6 protein-coding genes are annotated in these 10814 nt (G+C 62.8%); all 6 read left to right on the forward strand.

What is annotated here, in order from left to right:
• The first annotated feature begins 5 nt into the window (after positions 1 to 5).
• Positions 6 to 1808 carry a malto-oligosyltrehalose trehalohydrolase gene (treZ, locus tag HU767_RS25370; protein ID WP_186730778.1) on the forward strand — a complete coding sequence of 601 codons (1803 nt, stop codon included), beginning with the start codon at positions 6 to 8 and terminating at the stop codon, positions 1806 to 1808.
• Positions 1805 to 3883 (forward strand): 4-alpha-glucanotransferase, encoded by a 2079-nt coding sequence (gene malQ, locus HU767_RS25375; protein ID WP_186730779.1) that lies wholly within the window; start codon positions 1805 to 1807, stop codon positions 3881 to 3883. The genes treZ and malQ overlap by 4 nt, the downstream gene beginning before the upstream one ends.
• On the forward strand, positions 3880 to 6666 hold the full coding sequence (locus tag HU767_RS25380) for a malto-oligosyltrehalose synthase (protein WP_186730780.1): 2787 nt from the start codon (positions 3880 to 3882) through the stop codon (positions 6664 to 6666). Before malQ ends, HU767_RS25380 begins: the two co-directional genes overlap by 4 nt.
• 20 nt (positions 6667 to 6686) lie before the next feature.
• Positions 6687 to 7040: a DUF2934 domain-containing protein gene (locus tag HU767_RS25385; RefSeq protein WP_186705719.1), complete on the forward strand. Its 354-nt coding sequence runs from the start codon at positions 6687 to 6689 to the stop codon at positions 7038 to 7040.
• Positions 7041 to 7268: 228 nt separating this feature from the next.
• Entirely contained in the window at positions 7269 to 9428 is a 2160-nt protein-coding gene (gene glgX, locus HU767_RS25390; protein ID WP_186705720.1) for a glycogen debranching protein GlgX, read from the forward strand.
• Between the two features lie 249 nt (positions 9429 to 9677).
• Positions 9678 to 10442 (forward strand): PIG-L family deacetylase, encoded by a 765-nt coding sequence (locus tag HU767_RS25395; RefSeq protein ID WP_186705721.1) that lies wholly within the window; start codon positions 9678 to 9680, stop codon positions 10440 to 10442.
• The last annotated feature ends 372 nt before the right edge of the window (positions 10443 to 10814 follow it).

The raw sequence follows: 10814 nt of genomic DNA on the forward strand, positions 1-10814 counted from the left end.
TAACAATGACGTCAAGGACGCCTGAAACATGGACCCACGGCGCGGTGATGCTGGATGACGAGCACACCCGCTTCGCCCTCTGGGCCCCGGATGCTTTTTTTGTCAGTGTCGAACTCGACACTGGCGATTCAATACCGCTACTGCCCCAAGCCGACGGCTGGTTCATGATCCAGACCCGTTGCCCCGCCGGCACCCGCTATCGCTACAACATCGACGGCGAGCTGGAGGTGCCGGACCCGGCCTCTCGCGCCCAGGCCGGCGACATCGACCGACACAGCGTGGTGGTCGACCCCCATGCCTACTCCTGGCGGCACACTGAATGGGCCGGTCGCCCCTGGCACGAAGCCGTGATCTACGAACTGCACGTGGGCGCCCTCGGCGGTTTCAATGGCGTCGAACAGCATCTGGCGCGCCTGGCCGGGCTGGGCGTCACCGCCATCGAGCTGATGCCGCTGGCGCAGTTTCCCGGTGATCGCAACTGGGGCTACGACGGGGTCCTGCCCTACGCGCCCCAGGCTTCCTACGGCACACCTGAACAGCTCAAGCATCTGATCGACAGTGCCCACGGTCATGGCCTGTCCGTCATCCTGGACGTGGTCTACAACCACTTCGGCCCTGACGGCAATTACCTGCACCGCTATGCCAAGGGCTTTTTCCGCGAAGACAAGCACACGCCCTGGGGCGCGGCGATCGATTTTCGCCGCCGCGAAGTGCGGGACTTCTTCATCGACAATGCGCTGATGTGGCTGTTGGAATACCGTTTCGACGGTCTGCGCCTCGACGCGGTGCATGCCATCGAAGATCCGGACTTCCTTCAAGAACTGGCAGCCAGGGTGCGCGAGCAGGTGGACCCGGTCCGGCATGTCTGGCTGACCGTGGAAAACGAACACAACCAGGCCAGCCTGCTGGAACAGGGCTACGACGCCCAGTGGAACGACGACGGCCACAATGCCTTGCATGTGTTGCTGACCGGCGAGACCGACGCCTACTACGCCGACTATGCCGAGCAGCCGACGGAACAACTGGCACGCTGCCTCAGCCAGGGCTTTGTCTTCCAGGGCCACATCAATCGCCATGGCGAATCCCGGGGCGAGCCCAGTGGCCACTTGCCGCCGAGCGCATTCGTGCTGTTCCTGCAAAACCATGACCAGATCGGCAACCGTGCCCTCGGCGAACGCTTGCATCAGCTCGCCGCCCCCCAGGCCCTGCAAGCAGCGACGGCCTTGTTGCTGTTGTCACCGATGATCCCACTGCTGTTCATGGGCGATGAAGCAGCGGCCGAACAACCGTTCCTGTTCTTCACCAGCCACCATGGCGAGCTGGCGGAACTCGTGCGCGAAGGCCGACGCAACGAGTTCAAGGCCTTCAGTGCCTTCGCCGACCCGCAGCAACGCGAGCGAATTCCCGACCCCAACGCGGCCGGCACCTTCGAGGCGTCACGCCCGAGCCTGGAACCGCAGCGACCGGAGCAACAGGCCAGCGAGGCGCTGTATCGCCAACTGCTGAAAATTCGCCGTGAGGACATCGTCCCGCGCCTGCCCGGCGCTCAAGCGCTCGGGGCCGATGTGCTGGGCCATGGCGCCGTCAGCGCACGCTGGCGACTGGGCGATGGCAGCGTGTTGCGCATCGACCTGAACCTTGGCGAACGCCCCGTCGAACACCAGGCCCCGGAGGAGGCACGCATTCTTTTCGAACATCCGCGGCAGGCCATGGGTCTGTTGCAACAGGGCGTCCTTGCGCCCTACAGCGCGCTGGTCAGTCTGACGCAGGCGACAACCTTGCCCACCATCACTGGAGAGCGCCTATGAGCGATGCGCAACTGGAAATCCTCGCCGGCCGAGCGGGTCTGGCGGTGGATTGGATCGATGCCAATGGCAGGGCCCAGAAAGTCTCGCCGGCCGTCCTGCGCTCGGTCCTCACCGGCCTGGGCCATCCCGCCGGCAGCGCCCAGGAAATCGACGCCAGCCTGCTGCAGTTGCTGGAAGATCAACAGAACCATCAACTGCCACCGCTGATCACAGCCGATGTCGGGGCCAGCCTGGACTTGGGCCGCTACTTCGAGGCCGGGACGCCCTGCGAAATCAAACTCGAAGACGGCGCGACACTGCACCTGAACCTCGATGCCGAGGCCAGGCTGCCAGGGATGGTCCCGGTGGGCTATCAGCACGTCCATATCCAGAACCAGCATTTCACCCTGGCCGTCGCACCGGCCCGCTGCTACAGCGTGGCCGATGCGGTGGACGACCCGACGCCACGGGCCTGGGGCCTGAGCGCGCAGCTGTACGCCTTGCGACGCCCCGGCGACGGTGGTTTCGGTGACACCCAGGCGCTGGAAGAACTGGCCCGGGTGGCCGGCGAGCGCGGTGCCGAGGCCATTGCCATCAGCCCGATGCACGCCATGTTCAGCAGCGACACCGGACGCTACAGCCCTTATTCGCCATCCAGCCGATTGTTTCTCAACAGCCTGTACGCCGCGCCTGGCACCATCCTCGGTGAACGCGCCCTGCGCACCGCCATCGACGCCACTGGTTTGACCAATCAACTGCGCAACCTGGAAGAACAGCCGCTGATCGACTGGCCGGTCGCCGCCCAGGCCAAGCAGAAAATCCTCCGCGCCCTGTATGACGGGTTCAGCCAAGGCGCGCACCCGTTGCACGAAGACTTCAGCAGTTTTCGTCACAGCAGCGGCGAAGCACTGGAGAACCATTGCCGCTTCGAAGCCTTGCAGGCCGAACGCGCGGCCCGGGGCGAAAGCCTCGACTGGCGGCAGTGGCCGGAAGAACTGCGTGATCCACGCAGCCCGGCGCTGGCCCATTTCGCCGAGGAAAATGCCGATGAGATCGGCTTCTACGCCTTTTGCCAATGGCTGATTGCCCGTTGCCTGGAACGCGCCCAGAGCGCCGCCAAGTCCAGCGGCATGGGCATCGGCCTGATCGCCGACCTGGCGGTGGGCGCCGACGGTGGCGGCAGCCAGGCCTGGAGCCGCCAGGACGAACTGCTCGCGTCACTGACCGTGGGCGCGCCGCCGGACATTCTCAACCGCTCCGGCCAAGGCTGGGGCATCTCGGCGTTTTCCCCGGAAGGCCTGGTACGCAACGGCTTTCGCGCCTTCATTGAAATGCTGCGGGCCAACTTCGCCCACGCCGGCGGCTTGCGCATCGACCATGTGATGGGCTTGCAGCGGCTCTGGGTGATCCCTAACGATGCCCCACCCAGCGATGGCGCCTACCTGTATTACCCAGTGGACGACCTGCTGCGCCTGCTGGCATTGGAATCCCATCGCCATCAGGCCATCGTGCTCGGCGAAGACCTCGGTACCGTGCCGGATGGCTTGCGGGAAAAACTCATCGCCCGCTCGATCCTGGGCATGCGCGTGCTGTTGTTCGAACAGGACAACACCCACTTCAAACCCATCCTCGATTGGCCGGACAACGCCCTGGCGACCACCAGCACCCATGACCTGCCGACGCTCAACGGCTGGTGGCATGGTCATGACATCGACTGGAATGCCCGGCTGGAGCTGATCGATTCCCCCACCGAGATGGACTGGCGCAAACACCGCGAGCGCGAACGCGAAGGCCTGCGCCAAGTGCTGAACCAGGACCCGCAGAATTTTCGCGAAGAACATCGCGAGACCGACCAGGTGCTCGATGCCAGCGTGCGCTTCCTCGGCCACACCCGAGCGCCGCTGGTCTTGCTGCCACTCGAAGATGCCCTGGGCATCGAGGAGCAAGCCAACCTGCCCGGCACCATCGACACCCACCCCAACTGGCGCCGCCGCCTGGCCCAACAGAGCCAGGCGCTGCTGGACCACCCGGACGCCGCCCGGCGCCTGGAAATACTCGCCTGTGCGCGACTTCAGGCGAACGAGCGTGACCGATGAAACAGACGTTGATCCAACCCCTGCGGGCAACGTTACGCCTGCAGTTCCATAAAGGCTTCACCCTGGACGATGCCATCCCCCAGGTGCCGTACTTCGCCTCGCTGGGCATCAGCCATATTTATGCTTCGCCGCTGCTCAAGGCCCGGGCCGGCTCCATGCACGGCTACGACGTTGTCGACCCGACCCTGGTCAACCCCGAACTGGGTGGCGAAGCCGCACTCAAGCGCTTGGTTGCAACGTTGCGCGAGCATCGGATGGGCTTGATTCTCGACATCGTGTCCAATCACATGGCCGTCGGCGGCAATGACAATCCCTGGTGGCTGGATTTGCTGGAATGGGGACGCCTGAGCCCTTACGGCGAGTTTTTTGACATCCAATGGCATTCCCCGGACCCGCTGATGGAAGGCCAGTTGTTGCTACCGTTCCTGGGCAGCGACTACGGCGTGGCCTTGCAGGAAGGCACCCTGCAACTGCGCTTCGATTCCGCCCACGGCAGCTTCTATGTCGAGCATTACGAACACCGCTTCCCGATTTGCCCGATGCACTACGGCGAGCTGCTCAGACCCGCCGAAACCCTGCCCGTCGAACAGGCCGAACCGCTCAAGGCCCTGGCCGAGCGCTTCACTACACTGAATTACCAGACCGATGCCCACACCCTCGCCTGCCCGCTGCAAGCAGAGTTGCAGGACTTGGCGGCACACGCTGGCATTCTCGCTGCCATCGAGGACAACCTGGGTGCCTACGACTCCACCCAGCCCCAGGGTTTCGAACGCCTGCATCAGTTGCTGGAGCGCCAGAGCTACCGACTCGCCAGCTGGCGCACCGCAGCGGACGACATCAATTGGCGGCGTTTTTTCGATGTCAACGAACTGGGCGGGCTGCGGGTCGAGCGCCCGGCCGTATTCGAAGCCACCCATGCCAAGATTTTCGAACTGGTCGGCGAAGGCTTGGTGGATGGGCTGCGGATCGATCATATCGACGGTCTCGCAGACCCTCGCGGTTACTGCCGCAAATTACGCAGGCGTCTTGACTCGTTGTCGCCGTCGCGGCACCTGCCGATCTTCGTCGAGAAAATTCTCGGCGATGGCGAAACCTTGCGGCGGGATTGGAACATCGATGGCAGTACCGGCTACGAGTTCATGAACCAGGTCTCGCTGCTGCAGCACGACCCGGCCGGTGCCGCCCCCCTCGCCGAATTCTGGAGCCGGCACAGCGAGCGGCCGGCACACTTCATTGAAGAAGCCCGCCTGGCTCGCCAGCAGATTCTCAATGGGTCCTTGGCGGGGGATTTTGAAAGTGTCGCCCAGGCCCTGCTGCAAGTGGCCCGGGACGATGTGATGACCCGCGACCTGACCCTCGGCGCGATTCGGCGGGCCTTGCAGGCGTTGATCGTGCATTTCCCGGTGTACCGCACCTACATCACGCCCATGGGGCGCTCCGCCGAAGACGAAGTGTTTTTCAACCAAGCCCTGGAAGGTGCCCGGCAAACCCTCAGCGAAGCCGATTGGCCGGTGCTCGATTGCCTGGCCGGCTGGCTCGGTGGAATGCCCTGGCGACAACGTCCGCGGGGCAGCCAGCGTAAACGCCTGCGTCACGCCTGCGTGCGCTTCCAGCAACTGACGTCGCCGGCGGCCGCCAAAGCCGTGGAGGACACCGCGCTCTATCGCTCGGCGGTGCTGCTGTCGCGCAATGACGTCGGCTATAACACCGAGCGCTTCAGCGCCCCGACGCAAGAGTTCCACCACGCGTGTCTCGAGCGTCTCGAACACTTCCCTGACAACCTGATCACCACCGCCACCCACGACCACAAGCGCGGCGAAGACACCCGCGCCAGACTGGCCGTACTCAGCGAACGCGCCGATTGGTACGCCACCTGCGTCGAACAATGGCGCATCCTCTCGCCTTCGCTGCACAGCGATCCGTCTGCGCCCTCGGCCGGTGATGAACTGATCCTCTACCAAGCGTTGCTCGGCAGCTGGCCGCTGGATCTCGACCTCCAAGACCACAAGGCACTGGCCGAATACAACGAGCGCCTATGGCAATGGCAACGCAAGGCCCTGCGCGAAGCCAAGCTGCAAAGCAGTTGGGCGGCGGTCAACGATGCTTATGAACAAGCCACCCAGATGTTCCTCGAACGCTTGCTGCTGGGCGATGAGGGGCTGCCCTTGCGCAGCGCCATTGCCGAGGCGGTCCAAGCCATGGCGCCGGCGGGTGCGCTCAACAGTCTGGCGCAAACTTTGCTGCGCATGACCGTACCCGGCGTGCCGGACCTGTACCAAGGCAACGAGTTCTGGGATTTCAGCCTGGTGGACCCGGACAATCGCCGCCCGGTGGATTTCCAGGCGCGCCGCGAGGCAATGCATGCCGACAACACGCCGGCCGCGCTGGTACGCGATTGGCGTGACGGCCGGATCAAGCAGGCATTGATCGCCAGGACGTTGGCCATGCGGGCCGAGTACCCGCAGCTATGGCGCCAGGGTCGCTACCAGCCGTTGGAAGTGCTCGGCGAGCAGGCCCACCGGGTGCTGGCTTTCATGCGTGAGGACTGGCAGCAGCGAGCGATCATTGTCGTACCTGTCCATGTGGCGCATTTGCTGGAAAACAGTGCCGTGCCGCTGGTGGTTGCGTCGGATTGGGGCGATACCCGCGTGTCGTTACCGTTCGCCGCCAAGGATGAAAAACTGAAGGGATTTTTTTCAAGCGCAACAGTCACACCCCAAAGGGAGCTGCTGATCAGCGCCGCGCTGGGGAATTTCCCGGTCAATGTCTTTATCCAATCTTGAGTTGAATCAGGAGCACTGCGATGAGTACCGACGATAAACGCATTCGTGAATTCGCCTATCAGATCTGGGAGTCCGAGGGTAAGCCCACCGGGCAGGAAAAACGCCACTGGGAGATGGCGCGCAAGCTCGCCGAAGCCGAAGCGCTGGCGCCGAGCAAGCCACCCAAGGCCGCGAGCAAAGCGGCGGCCAGCAAGACCGACGGCGCCAAACCTGCTACCGCCAAGAGCACCACGGCCAAGACTGCCGCGAAGAACACCACGCCCAAGGTCAAGCCAGCGGCCAAGCCTTCCGCGGCGACTGCAGCGACAGTGCCACCGGTCAATAAAGCCGCCGACAAGAAGCCGCGGGCACCGCGCAAGCCGCCGGCGGTTTGATTCGTCCTATCGGTCTCCTCGCTGGGTGGGAGCAAAGCTTGCTCGCGAAACAGGCACCCGTATGCCTGAAGGAACGCGTTGCTTGATCGCGGGCAAGCCTTGCTCCCACAGAGTAGCCACTTTGTCCCATATAACGGGATAAACCCCTCGCCACAGGTGAAGGGTGGAACCTACCCCGCTGTAATGAATCGCATCGCTGTATCTGTCTGTTTTTTTGCAGGAGCAACTATGACCCGTCCAAACAAAACCACGCCGCCGCCCATTATCGAGGCTTCGCGGATTCGTGAAGGGCTGCCTTTTCCACTGGGTGCAACCTGGGATGGCCTCGGGGTCAATTTCGCGCTGTTTTCAGCCAACGCCACCAAGGTCGAACTGTGCATTTTCGACGATGCCGGCGAAGTCGAACTCGAACGCATCGAACTGCCGGAATACACCGACGAGATCTACCACGGCTATCTGCCGGATGCCCATCCGGGATTGATCTATGGCTACCGGGTCTACGGCCCGTACGACCCGGCGAACGGCCACCGCTTCAACCCGAACAAGTTGCTGATCGACCCCTACGCCAAGCAACTGGTCGGCCAATTGAAGTGGTCCGAAGCGTTGTTCGGCTATACCATCGGCCACCCCGATGGCGACCTCAGTTTCGATGAGCGTGACAGCGCCCCGTTCGTTCCCAAGTGTAAAGTCATCGACCCCGCACACACTTGGGGTCACGACCATCGCGTCAGCGTGCCCTGGGACAAGACCATCCTGTATGAAACCCACGTACGCGGCCTCACCATGCGTCATCCTTCGGTACCTGAAAACGTGCGCGGTACCTTCGCCGGGTTGATGGTCGACGATGTGCTGGAGCATATCCGCAAGCTCGGGGTTTCCTCGGTGGAGCTACTGCCCATCCATGCCTTCGTCAATGACCAGCATTTGCTGCACAAAGGCATGACCAACTACTGGGGCTATAACAGCATTGCCTTCTTCGCGCCCGACCCGCGCTACCTGGCCAGTGGCAAGATCGCCGAGTTCAAGGAAATGGTCGCCCACCTGCACGAGGCCAACCTGGAAGTCATCCTCGACGTGGTCTACAACCACACCGCCGAGGGCAACGAACAGGGGCCTACCCTGTCCATGCGCGGCATCGATAACGCCTCGTACTACCGGCTGATGCCCGACGACAAACGCTATTACATCAACGACTCCGGCACCGGCAACACCTTGGACCTGAGCCATCCTTGCGTCTTGCAGATGGTCACCGACTCCCTGCGTTACTGGGCCACGGAAATGCATGTCGATGGCTTCCGCTTCGACCTGGCGACGATCTTGGGCCGCTACCATGATGGCTTCGACGAGCGCCACAGCTTCCTCGTCGCGTGCCGCCAGGACCCGGTGCTGCGCCAGGTGAAAATGATCGCCGAGCCCTGGGACTGTGGCCCCGGGGGCTATCAGGTAGGACGCTTCCCACCGGGCTGGGTCGAATGGAACGACAAGTTCCGCGACACGGTGCGGGCCTTCTGGAAAGGTGACGACGGCCAGCTCGCCGACTTCGCCAGCCGAATGACCGCCTCGGGCGAGATGTTCAACCAACGTGGCCGGCGCCCGTACGCCTCGGTGAACTTCGTCACCGCCCATGACGGCTTCACCTTGCATGACCTGGTGTCGTACAACGACAAGCACAACGAAGCCAACGATGAAAACAACCAGGACGGCAGCAATAACAACCTGTCCTGGAACCATGGCGTCGAAGGCCCGACGGATGACCCTGAGATCAACGCACTGCGCCATCGGCAGATGCGCAACTTTTTCGCCACGTTGTTGCTGGCCCAAGGCACGCCAATGATCGTCGCCGGTGACGAGTTCGCCCGTACCCAGCACGGCAACAATAATGCTTATTGCCAGGACAGCGAGATCGGCTGGGTCAATTGGGACCTGAGCGAGGATGGCGCGGCGCTGCTCAAGTTCGTCAAGCGCCTGATCAAGTTGCGCCTGACCTACCCGATCCTGCGTCGTGGACGCTTCCTGGTGGGCAACTACAACGAGGACATTGGCGTCAAGGACGTGACCTGGTTGGCCCCGGACGGCAGCGAAATGACCATCGAGCAGTGGCAGGACAGCCATGGTCGCTGCCTGGGCATGCTGATGGACGGCCGCGCCCAGGAAACCGGGATTCGGCGCAAGGGGGGCGATGCGACGCTGCTGCTGGTGGTCAACGCACACCATGACATCGTCAACTTCCGCTTGCCGGAAGTCCCTGAAGGCAGTTTCTGGACTTGCATGGTCGACACCAACCAGCCCAACGTTCGTGGACAGGAGCGCTTCGATTTCGAATCCGAGTATTCCGTCACTGGACGTTCACTGCTGCTGTTCGAGCTGCAACGCGAAGAAGAGGATTGAACGATTCGCAGTTAACCCAATGGGGCCGCAAGGATGCGGTTTTTTCCATCCAAACCGTCCAGTTAGCCGAAAAAAAAGCAGTTCAGATACACATGTCACGAGACGAATGGGCTGACATGGTCAATACTTCTCCTGCGGTAGTCTCCAGGATTCGGAGCGCCGCGAATCGCAGCCATGCCCACATCGGTGCCACCGGACAGTAGGCCCGGTGCATGACTGAAAGATTGAACACCCACAAGGATGTCGCTTATGAAGCCCGCCTCTCGCCTGCCTGGCCGGCAGCACCCGCAAATCTGGAACAGTGCTGCGCAACTGGCCGATATTCCGATCATCAGTACCCAGACGCTCATTCCCGCCGGTGCCCGCGCCGTCATTCTCGCCCCGCACCCGGGCGATGAGGTAGGGGCCTGTGGCGGCTTGCTGCAATTGCTGAGCAACCTCGAACAGCCCATGTTGCTGGTTTCGGTCACCGATGGCGCCCTGGCCCACCCCGGCTCACCGTTGTGGACCGACGAGCGCCTGCGTACGCACCGCCCTCATCCCCAGGAAAGCGTCGACGCCCTGCACCGCCTGGGCATCGACGCCCATGGCCTGCAATGGGTGCGCGGCGGTTTTCCGGAAAAAGACCTCGTGGAACACGAAGCTGAACTGGCCACCTTCATTGCACGACACCTTCGCCCCGGCGACGTGGTGTTCAGCACCTGGCGCCAGGACGGTGACAGCGACCACGACACCGTGGGACGCGCCGGAGCCTTGGCCGCCGACAGGATCGGGGTGGCGTTCAACGAACTGCCGGTGTGGGCCTGGCACTGGCCGGTCCGCGAGCAGAATAAAATCCCCTGGCACCGGGCTCGCAAGCTGCGCCTCGACGTCTGGACCACGGCCCGCAAGCGTCATGCCATGCACGCCTACGTCAGCCAACTCAGCGGCGAACCGGCGAGCGGCATCGCCCCACTGTTGCCCAGGGTCATCCTTGACCGGATGGGTTTGCCGTATGAGATTGTCTTTATCTGAACACACCTTTGTGAAAGCAGGCCCACCGCTTTCGCGAGCAGGCTCGCTCCCACATTGGGTCTGTGCAGATATGCAATATTTGCGTGCGCCACCAGTCCCTGTGGGAGCCGGGTTCAGCTCGGATCCCACAGGGGTTCTCGGGTGTTTTCAGACCTGATGCCGAGCACTCAACCCCGTGGCGAGGGAGCTTGCTCCCGCTGGGGCGCGAAGCGGCCCCAATAATCTGCATGCGATCTACCTGACGCTACGCGGTGCTTGGTTTTTGGGCTGCTTCAGCCCAACGGGAGCAAGCTCCCTCGCCACAAAAGCAGTTTGGTTGAGGCTACAAAACCCTATGGCCCTCCCACTGGGTTCTCGAGTGGCCACAAGGTT

It is taken from the genome of Pseudomonas sp. SWRI179 (genome assembly GCF_014268705.1).
GTDB classification, from domain to species: Bacteria; Pseudomonadota; Gammaproteobacteria; order Pseudomonadales; family Pseudomonadaceae; genus Aquipseudomonas; species Aquipseudomonas zanjanensis.